16 protein-coding genes are annotated in these 16381 nt (G+C 36.2%); 4 read left to right on the forward strand and 12 right to left on the reverse strand.

The features are described 5' to 3' along the window. Nucleotides 1-404: 404 nt before the first annotated feature. The 6 genes from K350_RS0123950 to K350_RS0123975 form a co-directional block, all read right to left on the reverse strand. The gene (locus K350_RS0123950; RefSeq protein WP_028982079.1) at nucleotides 405-806 is read right to left on the reverse strand and encodes a hypothetical protein; all 402 of its coding nucleotides are present in this window, start codon (nucleotides 804-806) and stop codon (nucleotides 405-407) included. A 135-nt stretch (nucleotides 807-941) separates the two neighbouring features. Continuing rightward, nucleotides 942-1322, reverse strand: coding sequence for a hypothetical protein (locus K350_RS0123955; RefSeq protein ID WP_028982080.1), 381 nt, complete (start codon nucleotides 1320-1322; stop codon nucleotides 942-944). A gap of 78 nt (nucleotides 1323-1400) precedes the next feature. Continuing rightward, nucleotides 1401-2231, reverse strand: a complete 831-nt coding sequence (locus K350_RS0123960) for a DUF5677 domain-containing protein (RefSeq protein ID WP_156027179.1) — start codon at nucleotides 2229-2231, stop codon at nucleotides 1401-1403. 217 nt (nucleotides 2232-2448) lie between these two features. Continuing rightward, complete coding sequence (locus K350_RS0123965; RefSeq protein ID WP_028982082.1) at nucleotides 2449-2856, reverse strand: hypothetical protein; 408 nt, start codon at nucleotides 2854-2856, stop codon at nucleotides 2449-2451. Between the two features lie 41 nt (nucleotides 2857-2897). After that, on the reverse strand, nucleotides 2898-3356 hold the full coding sequence (locus K350_RS0123970) for a HEPN family nuclease (protein ID WP_028982083.1): 459 nt from the start codon (nucleotides 3354-3356) through the stop codon (nucleotides 2898-2900). Between the two features lie 247 nt (nucleotides 3357-3603). Then, nucleotides 3604-3981 carry a helix-turn-helix domain-containing protein gene (locus tag K350_RS0123975; RefSeq protein WP_028982084.1) on the reverse strand — a complete coding sequence of 126 codons (378 nt, stop codon included), beginning with the start codon at nucleotides 3979-3981 and terminating at the stop codon, nucleotides 3604-3606. Nucleotides 3982-4207: 226 nt separating this feature from the next. Here K350_RS0123975 and K350_RS0123980 point away from each other — a divergent pair, with 226 nt between their 5' ends. Beyond that, nucleotides 4208-4588, forward strand: coding sequence for a response regulator (locus tag K350_RS0123980; RefSeq protein ID WP_162144207.1), 381 nt, complete (start codon nucleotides 4208-4210; stop codon nucleotides 4586-4588). A 466-nt stretch (nucleotides 4589-5054) separates the two neighbouring features. Then, a complete protein-coding gene (locus K350_RS30190; protein ID WP_081671133.1) occupies nucleotides 5055-6170 on the forward strand; it encodes a YihY/virulence factor BrkB family protein in 1116 nt (371 codons plus the stop codon). Nucleotides 6171-6650: 480 nt separating this feature from the next. On the opposite strand, the gene K350_RS32155 is transcribed toward K350_RS30190, so the two are convergent. After that, nucleotides 6651-9215, reverse strand: a complete 2565-nt coding sequence (locus tag K350_RS32155) for an Ig-like domain-containing protein (RefSeq protein ID WP_081671134.1) — start codon at nucleotides 9213-9215, stop codon at nucleotides 6651-6653. 406 nt (nucleotides 9216-9621) lie between these two features. Here K350_RS32155 and K350_RS32480 point away from each other — a divergent pair, with 406 nt between their 5' ends. Continuing rightward, the gene (locus K350_RS32480) at nucleotides 9622-9840 is read left to right on the forward strand and encodes a hypothetical protein (protein ID WP_156027180.1); all 219 of its coding nucleotides are present in this window, start codon (nucleotides 9622-9624) and stop codon (nucleotides 9838-9840) included. 52 nt (nucleotides 9841-9892) lie between these two features. On the opposite strand, the gene K350_RS0124000 is transcribed toward K350_RS32480, so the two are convergent. Together K350_RS0124000 and K350_RS32485 are read right to left on the reverse strand one after the other, a co-directional pair. Then, nucleotides 9893-10378, reverse strand: coding sequence for a cytochrome P450 family protein (locus K350_RS0124000; protein ID WP_028982086.1), 486 nt, complete (start codon nucleotides 10376-10378; stop codon nucleotides 9893-9895). A 110-nt stretch (nucleotides 10379-10488) separates the two neighbouring features. Further along, on the reverse strand, nucleotides 10489-10647 hold the full coding sequence (locus K350_RS32485; protein ID WP_156027181.1) for a hypothetical protein: 159 nt from the start codon (nucleotides 10645-10647) through the stop codon (nucleotides 10489-10491). A gap of 284 nt (nucleotides 10648-10931) precedes the next feature. Here K350_RS32485 and K350_RS0124015 point away from each other — a divergent pair, with 284 nt between their 5' ends. Then, nucleotides 10932-11459 (forward strand): hypothetical protein, encoded by a 528-nt coding sequence (locus K350_RS0124015; RefSeq protein ID WP_028982087.1) that lies wholly within the window; start codon nucleotides 10932-10934, stop codon nucleotides 11457-11459. 433 nt (nucleotides 11460-11892) lie between these two features. Here K350_RS0124015 and K350_RS0124020 read toward each other — a convergent pair whose 3' ends face one another. From K350_RS0124020 to K350_RS0124030, 3 genes are all read right to left on the reverse strand, one after another. Next, nucleotides 11893-13794 carry a T9SS type A sorting domain-containing protein gene (locus tag K350_RS0124020; RefSeq protein WP_028982088.1) on the reverse strand — a complete coding sequence of 634 codons (1902 nt, stop codon included), beginning with the start codon at nucleotides 13792-13794 and terminating at the stop codon, nucleotides 11893-11895. A 435-nt stretch (nucleotides 13795-14229) separates the two neighbouring features. Beyond that, the gene (locus K350_RS0124025) at nucleotides 14230-15450 is read right to left on the reverse strand and encodes a hypothetical protein (RefSeq protein WP_028982089.1); all 1221 of its coding nucleotides are present in this window, start codon (nucleotides 15448-15450) and stop codon (nucleotides 14230-14232) included. 94 nt (nucleotides 15451-15544) lie between these two features. Next, the gene (locus K350_RS0124030; protein WP_028982090.1) at nucleotides 15545-16378 is read right to left on the reverse strand and encodes a hypothetical protein; all 834 of its coding nucleotides are present in this window, start codon (nucleotides 16376-16378) and stop codon (nucleotides 15545-15547) included. Between the last annotated feature and the right edge of the window lie 3 nt (nucleotides 16379-16381).

Consider the following 16381-nt stretch of genomic DNA (forward strand, 5'->3'; position numbering starts at 1 on the left):
CGAAAAGAGGCCACACCTCAGCTGTGATTTGTTGACCCCAGAAAGGGCTCACGTTGAGGATGGAATATTAAAAAGACATTGGAGAAACAAGGAGGTTATGACGGAATAAAGGTTTTTTTAGGCATTTACAGAATGCATAAAAAAGCAAATCCGACAACGGTGTAAACCTATTATCGGATTAATTATGCTATCTGACCGGATTAATCCTGGCAGGTTGCTCCTCAGCAGAGCCTGATTCCGCTTCATCCGATGATCAAATGTAAAGCGATTTTAGGATTAATAAAAAAGTGTAAATTTATAATCGGATTACCAATCCAAACTGTAAACTTTTTTTAGGACGACACAGGTAAACTTTTTTTAGGACGACACACGAGGAACTTTTTATCGAACTGGTTAACTTTTGACTATACATTATAGAAGTTGGTTTGTAATTCTTTAATAGCCCAATCAAGCAGAATCTCTCCGGCCTTACCACCTAGTGTATAAAATTTATACAGATTGTCTAATTCAATTTCGTCTTCTAAGCATTTATTCAACTCATACTCTTTATCCACTCCAAAAACACATTTAAACTCCGGAATTGGCCGGACAAAACTTTCCCATTCAACATAGTTCATCCAAAGCCAAACTTTATAAAAGATCCGCTCTTTAGATTCCATCAACTCGAATGCATCTTCCCAATAGTTTGGCTGGATTTCAAATTTATTCTTCTCTTCGATATTTCTAGCAAATAAAAATAATTTGTCTTCTACTTTAGTTTTCGGATTTTTTAGTCTTTCTAAGGTTTTAGTGTCAAACTCTATCATATTATACTAATGCCCCGCTTTTTTCGAGACTATATATCTAAATGTATCTTATTTTATTTGAATCTGCATTACAAACCGCAAGTTAAAAACTTACTCTCATTTTTAGGCTTAAGTTTTGAAAACTTAAGCCTAAGATCATACCCCAATTAAGGTTATTGCAACTTCTGACAACTTAACCTTTATAAGCAATACATCACCAACTGATATGCCTCTGGCTACATAATCAACCATAACGATGAAGTCTTTCGTCAATCGCAAACAAATTGAATTATCAATATCGATACTCTCAACCTTAACATTTATCATATTCACTCCTCCATTATAATGCCAAAACAAGAGCTTATCTTTACTGATCTCTGTATTTACCCTAGTTTCTAGTATCTCAAAAATATCTATCTCCACATCACAGCTCATCCCAACTACAAGGTTCCTTTCTTTACAGATGCCGGCTCCATCTCCTATTGAGCAAGAGAATCTCACTTCATCTCCTTTAACATCCAAAATTTTAACTTTCATACTTTTAAACTTGCTTTCATTTGTGGGCTTAAGTTAAAAACTTAAGCCAGACAAAACACCAGACTTAGCCCAGGGAAGTTATTTAATTGAATTCGCATATTCGACTAATTTTGAATTAGACTTTTCAAAAATCATATTAGTACTGTTCAGTTTAAATTTTTGATTTAGAATATTTAATATTGCATTAAGTGAGATATTAATCTGTTGTAATATCAAAATCGCAAGTTTTTTCTGATGATCCCCGAAATATTCAGCCGCTTCATTCGCATTTTTGAATATGGACATGTCTTTTTGCTGCATTCCCAAATATATTCGAACCCCATAGTAGCTGTTATGAATTATTTCTGAAACATCCCTGTAAATTGAAAAGAAGGCAAAAGTCAAAAGGCCATTTACATACACTCCATACTCTTTACCGATTATTCCCAGCTTACCTTTTGTTGTTTCAGGAGTCCACTCCATTACTTCTCTTCCCTTCTTTGTTGTATATTCAGCTAAAGCATTTTTCATTTCTTCGGTAGTAGCCTTTTCAAACTCTTTTAGGAAATCAGAAAATCCACTTGTTATTTTAAAGTCATTAACTTCTATTCCCCGAAATAAATCCCTATACCCTTTTTGATAAGCATATTTTTTTGAGGCAACAACTGCCTTTTCATCCTCTGCACAAATAAATCCTACATTAATAATTGATTCTAAAAATGGTCGAGAAAGAATAACTAGGTCTCTATAGTGGTTATTCTCCGCAAGCAATATTATACTCATCAGAGTTGTTTCATTCAGTTTCAACATAGGTCCGATTACTGAAGTTAGTTCAGAATAGCCAATTGTAGATGCTGAAATTGCAAATATTGCTTCCGTGTATAGATCTGTTTGCGTTTTGAGATGTTCTATTTCTACTTCAATTTTCATGCATGTATTGTTGCTAACTTTTTTATATACACACCAAGTGTGTATATTTTTCATTTATATGTATCAAATTATTTAATTTTAACTGACAAAAATTATCTAATACGGCTGAAGTTATTGGTGCCGTCATCTGGTCATTTGCAACGCTTTCCCTACTAACTTCTACTTCCACAAGATTGATATAAGCCAAAACCATATATTTTCACTCCTATGGTTCTATTTAATCACCAATGCAAATTACTTTTTCGTTTGTTAATCTTGCTTGCTCCATAATTTTCAAAAAATGCCTTAGTTTTCTTTCAAGGTCTTTCTTTATTAATGATTTAAAAATTTCTTGCTTTACAGGTTCAATTTGTGTCCCTATATGTACTTGCCACTCCTTTTCCTTCTTCTGTTTTAATTTTTCCAATTGCCTTATCACAATCTCTTCAACTTTAGGCAAATTATCTCCTGAAAACTCTGCGTCATCATATAAGTCTATTAATTCTCCCGTTTCTTCTTTTATTTCTTTAATCATAGTTGGCCATAAATACCAATAATCTGCATCTCCTCCTTTAAGGGAAATTGAAGTTTCTGGATTGAAGATAGGTGCTCTACCACCTACTGATAAAACAATAACAAGTGACATAATTTTTAAATAAACTTGGAGACTTTACAACCTTAACCTGTTTATATACTATTCCTCTTCCGAGCATTTTCAATCATAGCTTCAGAGATTAGCTCAATAAAGCTTTTAAAATCATCTATCCTGAACTCAGCAATTACTCCTTTTTTTTCTTTAGTATCCTTAAAAATCACTTTATCAATTTGACGTTCATTATCTGAACCAAATTCAAAGTCGGCATGAGCAATACAATGTCTTAACTGAATAGCTAGATCTTTAATTGTTAGTATTGTATCATCTTTAACGCTTCCCCCTAAATACCATTCCTCAATTCTGTCATTTGGCAAAAATTTCTTTAAAAATCCATTTTCTTTGGGAAAGATAATTAGACCTGTTAATGAGTTAATATACATCGTAACATCAAAAGCTTCTTCATTCTGATTTTCCTTTAAAAATCTTTCATATTGCCTGATAGCCTTTAAGGTCCTATCAATGAAATCAATTTCCAAATTTATATAATCCATATTATTACTTATTTATTAATTTAACTTTTCACCTTACTTTTAAATTTTAGAATTTTTATTTCTATATCCATCTCCTCCTATTGATTTATTTTGAATAATGTAAAACAAAACACCACCTACGCAACCAAACTGCGCAACAAAAAATAATCCCAGCTTTTCCTTAAAAATTTTCTCTCACCAATAAAAAAAGCCGGACAAAACTTCAAATCTTTAGTTTTATCCGGCTTTTTACAACATATAAAATCTCCTACTTCTCCCCCTTCAACCTCTCAATCTCCCTCTTCTGCATCTCCACCAACTCCTCCAACAACTTTATCTTATCCTCATAAAGCTTCTTCTCATTTTCTGAAATTGCAGAATTATTTTGAACGAAATATCCGCTTCCGTAAGATTGATCTCTATTCGTGATATTAAAAAATATGCGTTCATCAAACGCCAAGATATCCTGCACAGTCACCTGCAACACCTTCGCAATCTGCTCCAGCCTCTCCGGGCTCACCGACACTTCATCCGTTTCAATCTTGCTGTAGCTGGGCTGGCTGATGCCTAATACCTCTGCCATGTATTCCTGTTTCAGACCTTTCAGTTCTCTTACTTTCTTTATTTTATTTCCTAACGTTAGCATAACTCTTTAAAAATTAATCTGATACTTACATTATAAGATATTCTTTTGTTATGAATATCTTATTCTTGTGATGAATAAAATACCACTTATTTTTGATCTTATATACAAAGCTAATAAAATCAGCCATATATGGAAATATCAGACTGTCCTCCATATATGACCTGACTATTTGAAAACTATTTTTAATACATCTAAAAACCAGCTAAATATGAAACACACAACCGGCGTGCTCTATGTCGACAGTGAGCAACACAACCTAAATGCCTTCCGTGCTTATTTCCGGGAATTCAAGGAATATAATATTCACCTCTTCAAGACGGGCATCGATGCGGTCTTTGCCCTGCATACCGAAAAGATTGATATCATCATTGCTGATCAACCCAGGCCAGAGGTTACAGGGTTTGAGTTTGTGAGTGCTGCACGTTTTAATAACTCACCTCCTATCATTATAGCGCTCACTGTACACAGAGATACACAGGTGCTGGATATGGCTTTGGAGCAGGGCACGCTTTTCCGGTATTTCCAAAAGCCTATTGACTTTCAGGAACTGCACTTTGCATTGATAGATGCTAAATTAACATTGATCAACAGACCTAACTCCCACTAACCGCTATGAAGATCTTAAAATATGTTGTATTCCCTTTCCTCTTTATCTATGATCTCGTTGTTGTAACCATTGAGTTTAAAAGGAAAAAATTGCCGCTAACACCGTTTGTGCTGTTTTCACTTGGAAGAAGGAAGTGGATGAAATAAGTTGTAAGTTTTAAGTTATAAGTTTTAAGTAAATGATGTCAAAAGATCTATGAGAATTGAAATCGTGGTTCAGTCAAACCTGAGACGCACTTTATAAGTTCGCAGGGAAGGTGATATTCTCCTTTTGTTAATTAGACTCTGATTCTGAATATTTTTAAAACCACATTTCGTTGTTTCAACTCCTTATCAACTTACTATACCATAAAAATCTTTAACTAACCAGGTAATTACCGCATCGTCCTTATGAAGACTTCAGGAGCTTTATTAAACTATATTTTTAAGCTTTCGGTTACCAATTTAGGAACACTGAAAATGGAAAAATGGATAGCAGGAATAGAGGAACGATGGCGGATCGACCAAAGGAGATCCCCGCAAGAGGATGGAAGGATATATTTCTAAGGGTAAAGGAGGAATTTACCAATGATCATATCAGCATAGTAGCAGCAGGAGTTGCGTTTTATTTCTTTCTGGCGCTTTTCCCTTTGATAAGTGCTATGGTTGCCATTTATGGACTTGTATTTGACGCAGCTCAGGTAGAACAACAATTGAGTCAGTTAGGTGCAGTACTGCCGCCACAAGCTCAGGATATCATTGGACCACAATTACATAAGATTGTCAGCGCCCCTCAACAGGGTCTTGGTTTAGCATTGATTTTCAGTATTCTGCTTAGTTTGTGGTCTGCTAACAGCGGTACCAAGGCGCTTTTTGATGGTATTAATATAGCTTACAACCAAAATGAAGAAAGAAATTTCTTTAAGTTAAATGGAATAACCCTTGCCGTTACACTGGGGGGAATATTTGTAGGATTAATAGCAGTAGCATTGGTAATCGGTTTTCCGGCTATAATTGATAAACTTGGATTGCCTTCTACTGTATCAGATATCATTTCACTGGCGCGTTGGCCTTTGCTTTTTGCATTCATCGTTGTTTCATTATCTGTAATATATAAAATTGCACCTGACAGAAATAATCCTAAGTTTAAGTGGGTCACCTGGGGTGCATGTATAGCTGCTGCCTTATGGACCGGAGCTTCTCTTCTGTTTAGTTTATACATCAATAACTTCGGTAATTATGATGCCACCTATGGTGCTATAGCTGCTGTCATTATCCTGATGCTGTGGTTTCAGATTACAAGCATTTGTGTTCTTCTCGGTGCAGAAATAAATTCTGAAATGGAACACCAGACAGCTAAAGATACCACTGTTGGTGAATCAGAGCCATTGGGACAACGAGGAGGATATCATGCCGATCGTGTAGCCGCCGGAACAGAAGAGGCAGATGAAAAAGATATCCCTGATGAGGAAAAAGACCGGCACAGAACCGTAAGAACAGAAACTAAAAACAGAGATAGCGTTAAATTGGAGAGATGGCTTAAAAATAAAAACAGAGATCTAAAGGCTAAGGATAGAAATATAAATCCTGGTGATGAAAATTAAAGCTGAAAGCTAAAAGTTGAAAGCTAAAAGTATTTGAGCAAAGGTTGATGAGATTTGAAATTTGATTCATACATCTGATTCACTTCGTTAATGTCATTGCTACACCGTGGCCTGTCCTCCGACAGGCCACGGTGTAAATTACAGATAAATTTTATAGGGTTAGGTATTTAGTTCTCCTTACTCAAAGACTGCTTAGAAGCCTTGTGTAGCAGACTCACTAAAAACCTCACCCTAAATCCCTCTCCTGAAAGAGAGGGACTTTGACGTGTATGTTAATAGCTCTATCTGTTTTAAAATCACGTGATTTTTTTACTGAACTGTTCCCTTCTCCTTCAGGAGAAGGGTTAGGGATGAGGTCCATTTACTTTGAAATGCGAACTAAATACCTAATCCAAAAATTTTATTTTGTTGCAATGTCTATGAAATCCCTCGTGTAGATTACAGTTATTATATTTTACAAAAGTCTTTTAATGAACCGGCCTACTTCCTGACGATCTTCCAGACAAACCGGTTCTCTTCATTTTCTATCGTCAGAAGATATATACCTTGGGCCAGACCTTTTCCAATTCTTATTGCCTCTGAAGCATCGCCACTTTCTACCAATGCACCTTTAAAATCAACAATGCGATAGGCAAAGCTTCCCATTCCTTTCAGCGAAAAACCTTCTTCATTCAAAGGATTCGGATGCGGTTGAAATGAGATGATCTCCACACCATTAAGCCCCGTGACAATTGATTGAACTGTAATACTCACTGTATCTGTTCTGGTACTTAAGCCATCGGTATCAAATGCTTCAGCATAAAATGAATATTCTCCCGGAAATGTTGGTATCCAATGGTAAGAAAAAGGTGCAGTATTTACTGTGGTGAGCAATTTGCCGTCTTGATAAAAAGATACACCGATGATATTTCCGTCAGGATCGGTTGCATCTGCAGATAGTGTTAATTTCTCGTTTACACTTATAGTTGTCCGGTTACCTGGCGAAATTAATGTGATCGCCGGTGGTTGCACCTGAACCACCTCTTCAAAAACCATATAATTCAGATTGACATAGTCCACATTTCCTATGGTCAATCGCAGGATGTGTTCCCCTGCAGACATTTGCAATTCTTTAACAGAAATAGTTTTCCAGCTTTGCCATCCTGAGGTGTTTGGTATAGCTATAGCTGAGGTTAAAGTGTTCCCGTCAATTGTTAAATTAACCGTTCGTCCATCGCCATTACAAGCTACCCTCAGAGCAAGGTTGTATTTTCCTGTTTTAGCTACATTTATACTGTACTCCAGCCATTCACCCGCTGTTGCATATCCTACATTGTATCCTCCACCAGCATCTGTACAGTTTTCTATATCAACATCCTCGTCGGTCCTGTAATTTACCAGTGGAGTGACGCTGCTTCCCGATGTATTGTCCAGATAAGCAATGCCGTTTCCTCCCAGATCAAATTCTTCAGATTGAATTGTACCTGGAATAGTATGAGACTGATAGTTATAACCAACCTGTGCAATTGCGGTCCTTATGATTTTACCAGACGAAACAACTTTGTTATTGTTTTTATCAGTAAGTTCTGCTGTAACGGTATAAACACCTGCTGTTCTGATATTCAAAGTGGTTGTAAAAGGAGGAACTGTCAGCGTTTTTCCAGACTGCACACCATTGACAAAAAACTTCAGATCAGTAATTGCTGATGGGTCTGAAACATTTGCACGAACCAACACATCTGACGGATTGGCAACCACTGTATCCTTGGCAGGAACAGTAATTGTAACGGAAGGTGTATTCACCGATGGCTCTAAATAAATGCGATAAGCATAATAAATACTTGTTACATTTACAGGCACTGTAACAGCACCATTGTTCACATTAAAAACAGAGTTGGATATCAATGACGTACCAGCTACAGGATTGTCTTTACCAGACCATGAAACATATTCCAGCTTCACCTTGACACTGCTACCGAAATAGGCAGGAATTCCGGTTATTTTTACAGAAGCATTTCCTGTAAAATTTCCACCAATGCAGATACTCGCATATTTACTGACATCGTCTATACAACCAAAACCATCCAAGCCTTCGCTTAAATCATTCGGGGGAGTTACCTGTACCATGTTTCCGGTCATATCTCCGTACCATTTGTACAAATGCCATCCTCCGCCTTTCTGGTTACCGGAGGTCAGCAAACTTCCCAATCTGCCAGGCAGGTTGGTAAACCACCAGGAGATACAGGCGCTTTCGACTCCATGTCTTTCAAATTTACTGATAAATGGTACAGAATACCCTGGACAACCTTCATTGGGATCACTGGTTTTTGAAGAATATTCATTAATGCTGATTGGCCTAGCAGAAATTCCCAATTCCTTTTCAAGCGCACGGTACTGGTTGTACGCGTTTACAAACCCACCTGCTCCCCATTGATGCCAGCAGACAACATCCGGAATACAATTATTAGCCTTGCAGAAAGTCAGGAAATCGCGCATATAGTTATTGTTGTAATATGCCAGTGACGGCCCGATTATTCTTGCACCTGGATCCTGCGAACGGATCAGATCAAAAGTGGGTTTCCAGCAGGTGGTGTTAAAGTTACCATTAGATGCGTTCCAGGTTCCCTGAGGTTCATTCCAGATTTCGTAACCATCATAATTAGTTCTACCTGAAGCTTTCTTTGCATCAATTACTTGTTGGCAGATATTTAAATAGGATTGAGTACCAGGCCATTTATATGGCCATCCAGGCAAAACATCAGGCAGACGTATCTGCACCTTGGCTGTGGTGTTTTGCAGTCGTTCAGAAACTTTTATAGCATCTCCGACAGGCTGTTGTTTTCCCGAACCACTTTGTGCAGGATTGGCAAAAACATGTGGCTTCAGAGGAGCGACCAGACTAGCAATATCGGAGGGCAAGGTTTCAATGACCCCATATAAAGAACCGGATGCACAGTGTGTGACAGGTCGGATTTTATTGGATAAATTGACAGTTATTATGTTTTGTGCATACAAATGAATATTCAGCATATTCACCAATATAAATAGCAGACCAATTTTCTTCATACTAAATTATTTCTTAATCAGAGATGAAACCCTTTCTATATTTGATTTAATATCAATCAAATTTTATTTCCGGTTTAAATGGAATTTTACATCTACAATCAGCTGCTTAAAAAGGTAAATTAAAAAGTTCATTTTTTTCATAATGTAGTTTTATGATAATATCTATGACCGGTAACAATCATGAGAATAATTTGAAAAGTATAAAACCCAAAATGCTTTTACATTACTGGTTTGAATTAAAATCATCATAAGTTTTATATAATCATGCGACAGTCTAGGGGTATAACTGGCTGGCGCGCTTTTGTAACACGTGCCCAACAACTCTCTCCTCTTCAACATACTCTCTACACCGTGGCCTGTCGGGATATGCCACGGTGTAGGGAGCAAAGGTCAATGAGATTTTGAAATGTGGTTCAGACATTTGACGCAATTCGTAAGTACCATTTCGGACCTAAGAACTACGACGACGGACCTCGGAGGTCCGACTTCGAACCCCGGAACTACGATGTCGTACCTCGGAAGTACGATGGCGGACCTCAGAGGTACGATTTCGAACTTCGGAAGCACGATTATTCCATTCAGTGCATACAATAGTCATTATAACAATTCAAATATCTCAACTTGATCTCTGGTCTTCTTAAATAAAAAAAGCCCATTCTTTCGAATGGGCTTTTGATTTACAAATCGGTAGGTTGTTTATCTTCCGGTTCTGCTGGCTTACTCCTGCTTGCAAAATGCTTGGACAATTTTGAAACAGTGTCAGTAAGGTTGCTGTTGCCTCTGGCTGGCTGTTTCAGAAAGCCGTAACACTGATCTGTCAGAGTGATCGCCTCATTGCCTGCTACCATCATGGTATCGCTTATTCCTTCCATAACAGGCTGAATATGCATGTTGATTTCAGCAAGATCAAGATACAACTTAGCTCTGTAATAATAATCTTCAGTGTCGAGCACGCCCGGAATTGTTTTAGGATTTGCCTTTACAGCAATCAAAACATCATTAACGTAACCTTGCCTCTTCTCAGCGACCTTTCTAAGAGTCTTTCGTTCTTCATTAGACAGGTTGATTACAAAATCAAGTTCAGCTTTCAGTTCCTGAATTTTGCTGATGATTCGTGCCACTCTTTCGGCATCCAGCTTTGCGGATAATTTCTGATATCCCATAGTAATTGAAATGTTTAAATTGGTTGATAAATAAAATATGTGCTTTAAAAATTAAGCTTTAAAAAAGATTAACCATGTTGAATTCCGATCTTCAATAGCTGGTGAATCTCCTAATTCCGATTATCAGTATAACTTTTAATCCAAAGCTTCCTTAACTCTTCATTCGAAAGCATTATTGTGTCAACACGAGCTTTCAGTTTTTTCAGTTTGATAAGTAAATCTGCCGTTTTTTCAGGATCAAATTTTGGTAATGGTTTTTGCTCTTCCATAGGTGTAAAAGTTTAATTAATAAATAAATTATATGCTTGAAAAATTAAGCCTTAAAATCGATGAGCATGTTGCAGGAAGATATTCTTTAGCTGGTGAACTCTTTTTGCAATAGCTGATTGTGCAGCATAATCATAAAATAAAACACTAAATTTCAAATGTTTGTATAAAAAAATTCTTTAGCAGAAATCGAAAGGCTTAAAATCCGAAAGTAAAAAGGGAAAGGTTTTAAAAGATGTAGATTTTATCCGTATCTTAATCAAGTTAGTTTATTTTTTTTACCTGAATGTTACCAAAGAAAAACAATACTGTTAAAAGACTTAATATCATTATGCCTGTTTGCGCTATAGCGGCATTTACCCTATTCACTTACGGACTTAAAAATATTGATAAATATACCCACTGGATATCGCTTTCCTTTACAATTGTCACTGCTGCATTTTTATTTGCAACGATTCTTTACTTTGTTCTTGATTACTATATCTCCGGATTAGACAGTTATAAGAATGTAAAGAATGTAGGTTTTTATCCTCAGCTTGTTGTCCTCACTATATTCAGCTTCTTTGGCCTTGGACAAATAGTTAATGAAGCTGCACCTGTATCAAGGTCATGTAAGTCCTATCCTATTGTTCGCAAAATGATAAGAGGCTCCAGACATAAAGACTACCGGGTTATCATACTAGGCAAAGGAGGATTGGAAGAATTAAGTTATGGTAAATCTTTTTATGATCATCACAAAGAGGGTGATCGTATTGACCTTTGTCTAGCGAAAGGAATGTTAGGATATGAATACTATGTGTATGGAGGGAAATAGAATAATTAAACTGACATTTTAAAATTTATCCTTCGCAGAGACGCCATGCATGGTGTCTCTCTCTCTCCACCATGAACAATATTACCCTTTCAACACAGCCCAGCAAAACGGAGACGAGGAATTCAATAATTAATCATAATTGAATGGATTTTTTTCTTGTTCCTCTTTATCACAGGTAGAGACTCAATGCATGGCGCCTCCTCCTCCACCATGTACCATATTATCCTTTCACAACAATCTTCATTAATAAGAAACTAAGGACATTTAATAATCATAATTGTATGCAGTTATCTCATGCGCCTCCCTATCACAGTTTTTGAGACGCCCTGCATGGCGTCTCTACGAAATAGAAAATGCCTCAGATAAACTATCCGAGGCATTTGGATTTTAAAGTAACATAGAAGCTTTGTCATCTTCTATAATCAGAAGTAAACTATTTAATAATCGTAATTTTTCCGACCTTTCTACCCCCCGTATTTCCTTCGAAAACAAATAAATATGTTCCTTTTGAGATATCTTCAACATTTAAAGAGCATTCTACTTCTGATGTTGAGATTTTTTTAAGCATCATTCCATCTATTGACATAATAGAAATCTGCCCCGGATTATTTAAGCCTTTGAAGTATAAAATATTGTTTGCGGGGTTTGGATATGCTACTATAGATTCACTCTCAGCGCTCTTTATTCCTGTGACAAAGACTACTTCCAAAGGTGTTGAAGAAAATGTAGTTCCTCCCTGATTTACCAATGAGAATTTATTTACAGAAGCCAAATATGTCTTAAACCTTAGTACACTATCACTAACAATAGTAAAACTAAGACTTTCTGAACCGAGGAACACATCTGTAACTCCAGTAAAATACTTACCCTTCACTGTAACAGAGTCTAGGGCTGCAACATAGGATGGGGAAAAAGATTTAATCTCCGGAGCATATGATTTAGAACTATTCTTTGCAATAAAAAATTGAGGATTAGAAATATCATTCTTAAACTCAAAATCCCCCAATTTTAATTGGCTTGCCAAACCTGTAATATAATATGTACCTTTAATTGCATAGACATCCTCTAAATAAACAGTGAATCCACTTGTTGACTTTATATCCTCTGCAAACTCAAAATTCCCATTATAATCCATCTTGCAAAAATATCCTGTATGGGTATTTGAATCAAATTCCGCATTTCCTACTTTAGTTTTTCCCATATAAATGCCACTTATAAATACACCACCTTTTTGATCACAAAACAATCCTCTCACCTCTGCATTTTGTTCAGATCCTATCTTTTTTATCCATTTAAAAACACCTGATGAATCATATTTTGCAATGAATGCATTCCAAATCATAGAATAAGTTGTATCGAACTTCATTGTTAAAGGATTAAAAGTCACGACTCTTTTTCTTTGATTAGTAAGAGTATCTTTTTCAACTATGATCGTATCCATAAACATACCTCCAATATAAGAGTTTCCAAATTCGTCCGTCACTACCTCTTTTACTGTAGCAGAACCTGGATTAGCTATAGGAGTTTTAATCCATTCAATATCACCCGAAGAATTATATTTCGCTAAAAACGTTCTCCAACCGGTTACTCCGGGAATTGTAATATTTTCAAAAGCAGTATTAGCAGTGAACATTCCTACAGCTAAAATATTCTCCTTTCTGTCAAAGGAAATGGAGGTAACTTCCGTTGATTGACCAGGTATAGAAATGATTTTAATCAAGTTTCCTGAAGGATCATATTTTGTTATGAATCCACCTTGTTCGATTGAAGTCCCTTCGAAATTCATAACACCTGAATTTATACCAGCAACATAAACATTATCCAATGAGTCAGCTTTTATAGCATACCCATAATCTTCTGCTCCTGTCCCTTTACCCTGTCTTATCCAAAGTATGTTACCATTCTTATCATACTTCACAGTTATAACATCTCTATAATAAGTACTCGTCAATGTCTCCGAACCGACAACTGCATTAATATCAAAAGATCCTGTTATTATAACATTGTCTTGCTTATCCACAGTAACAGCATATCCCAGATCAAAAAAATTAGGACCTCCTAATCCTCTTGCCCATATTAAATCCCCATTCTCTTTAAGCTTAACAAGAAAAATATCATTACTACCTTTCCCGGTTAAAGTGACATCGTCGATTTCAAAATTGCCATCAAACCAACCAACTACATAAATATTTCGTTCGGAATCCATGGTCATCGCATTAGATGAAGAACCTCTGGACTTGCTGCCATTAACCATCCATTCCCATTTTCTATCTTGAGCGATAGAACCTTGAAGGAAAAAAACTGATGCTAAAAAAATCAATAGATATCTTTTCATATTTAAAATATTTATTCAAAAATAAGAATTTTAAATTTTTAAATAAAAAATCATTTATTTAAACCTATATGACAAAAATCTAATAGCAGGAAAGGAACTCCTGGTCAAATTGGCAATAGTTGAATTATAAAATCAAAGACTTCATTATGAGTACCATATATTTTTTTTATTTAGAATAAACTAAATTATTTGATAAGCACTATATCAAAAGAAAAATTATTATTTAAGCAAAAAAACCAGAACTTCATCCATTTTAAAAATTGATAAAGATTCGTCTGTACAAGTGGAAATTCTAAACATTAAATAATGTTATCAACTGGTTAAACCCAAAAATTAAAATTAAAAAGATATGAATACTATTCAATTCAGTACTATGATAAGAATCCCGTCCTGCAAGCCACAGGACGGAAAACTGGTGGTTCTGAAAAAATAATTTTACCTACCTGATTCTCTCCTTTGAACCTTCAATTTTAAATCACTTCCAAGAGCTTTAATTGTCGGATACCTTGCAGGTCTTACTTTTGACAATGATTCAAACAGATCATTCAAACTCTTTCCCTGAAGCATATTCAAAGCATCTATAGACCTGTTGATATCCTTTCTTGACTGACGATCTTTTTCATTTAGCGTTGCGATATGTTTTAAAACTTTAGATGCACAATTAAAATGAAAATCACTGAGTGGTTTATCTCTGTTACTTAATAATTCTGGGATATCCTGAAATAAAGAAACCGCAGCTTCTGAAGCTTCTCTGTTGTTCAATGCTAACTTAAGATAGTGACTATTCCTTTGCGCGATCGTCCACCAATACTCCAAACCTTCAAATCTTTTAAATTCATTATTCCTGAAGTCATGCATGGCACTCATGCTTTTTTTAGAAGAAGACTCACCAAACACTGCGTCAATAATTCCTTTTACAACATTGGCAGGACAGCTTGGCTGCTCTAGCGTATCTACAGAACCAAATAATTCCCAGTCTCCATTATCATTCGTCCATCTTTTATGCAATGAAGATGGATTCTGTTCTAATAGCTGATCACCGGAAAATTTAAACACTGCTGTTCCAATGGTATCATCAGCATTAATCCAGCTCCAGAAATTTTCAAAGAAGTTTTGTTGATTCTTAATGGCGTCTTCAATCTTACTTTGAATTTTACCAGTCAGGTTTTTTATATCATCATCAGAAATATCCTGCTTCGTAAATCCTAACGTAGGTATAAGGCTATTTAATGCTTGCTGTACACCAACATTTAAAGCATGATGACCAGCTTCTGCCCCATCATCAGAAACATTGTCCTCTTCCATTAATACCACAATACATCCTGCAACAGCCGGAACATCATCCGTACCAAGCTTCTTCACTATATCAGGTACAGGTATGGGAGTCAATGTCATCTCTTTCAATCCAATAGCGGATGGTATCGGAACAGTATCACCGGCGTCTACATCAGAATCACCTAAATTCCCGTGACTACCTGGAGTTGGAAAAATGGTAGCGCTCCCTTCTAACATTAATGAATCATTTAAACGACAGGTTGTACCATCAATTTTAAAAAATACTGTCCACATGTAAGGCTCTGCATTTCCCCAGCCATCTGCTTCATCATGGCAATGCAGACGATCAAAATGAAATTTTACTTTTAAGTTGTTTCTCATAACTGTTTGAATTTTTAATTGGTATTTACTTAATAGGTTTCTGCTTCCTTGAAAAAAATAAGGAATTGAAACAGTTTCAATTCCCCAATCTTTATTATATGTATCCGATTGATCTTAAAAAAGTGGTATAATCAGAAGTCCTGCGTTGAAAGATATGTACAGTAGCAAATCCGATTGCAGTTCTATGACGATAGTTCATAAAACTAAGATCTGAAACCCCAAGGGCTCTTTTTGCCATGTTCATCGCCTCTCTTGATATACCTCCTGTAACTGCTGAAACTGCTGACATTATGGGCCCTGAAGGATTTAATGTAGCATTGATCTCATTTCTCACAGTGTCTGTAAACTGGTCATTATGTGAAGTAATATAGTTTTCAACAATCGATTGCTCAAAACGTACCATCTGAATATCAAAATCAAAACAGCTGATCTCTCTCGGATGTATCACGCATGGTGAGTTATTTACAAATGCGAAAGGAAAATTATTTTCTGTAGTGTACAAAAGGCAATAAATCACATACATATTTTCTTCTAAAAGAAGACGATTTACTTCCGATAGTACATTTATCGTTGCCTGACTCAAGACTAAAGATCGGGCAACTCCTTCTATCGCTCCAAGAGCAGCCCAGGTTGTAACTACAGTTGTAGCGTGGAAGAACTTAATACCCCTCGATCGTCTGTCTGGTAAAGAAGAATATTCAAACACGTAGGACATAAAATCATAATATGCATTTCGCTGTCGTACGGAGGTAAACTCGCTTGCTCTCCTTGCTCTTGTAATGTTCAAACAAGCATTACAAAAGGTATTTTGTCTGATGATGGCATCTGGCCAGGGCGGACTGGTCTCCATTGACAGCCTGGTATAAGCCAGTCTGTCATATAGAAGCCAATCATTAGCGCCACTTACAGGAGGATTCTGTAATTCCATTTT

It is taken from the genome of Sporocytophaga myxococcoides DSM 11118 (genome assembly GCF_000426725.1).
Classification (GTDB): domain Bacteria; phylum Bacteroidota; class Bacteroidia; order Cytophagales; family Cytophagaceae; genus Sporocytophaga; species Sporocytophaga myxococcoides.